The following is a 462-nucleotide window of genomic DNA, read 5'->3' as shown; positions in this document are numbered from 1 at the left end:
CAGACTAAAATTTTGAGATGTTAAATCTAATCTGATTTAATAGATAGTGGGTTGATTGACAGAAAAAATCTCAATCAATTATTTCAGTAAATCATCTGTGGATAACACTCAAAAATAAATCTGGCGCTCGACTAATATTTGGCAAATATTTAAGCAGATAATGAATCTGATTTAACAGTGACTTAATTTCCCAGAAAATCTCAATCATTTTCAGAAAATTCTCTGTAGATGACACTCAAAAATCAGGAGTTTTCTCAGACTAAAATTTTGAGATGTTAAATCTAATCTGATTTAATAGATAGTGGGTTGATTGACAGAAAAAATCTCAATCAATCATTTCAGTAAATCATCTGTGGATAACACTCAAAAATAAATCTGGCGCTCGACTAATATTTGGCAAATATTTAAGCAGATTTAACAGTCACTTAATTTCCCAGAAAATCTCAATCATTTTCAGAAAAT

Source organism: Okeania sp. SIO3B5, from assembly GCF_010692555.1.
Taxonomy (GTDB): Bacteria; Cyanobacteriota; Cyanobacteriia; order Cyanobacteriales; family Microcoleaceae; genus Okeania.
Note: the sequence above shows the minus strand (reverse complement) of the source record.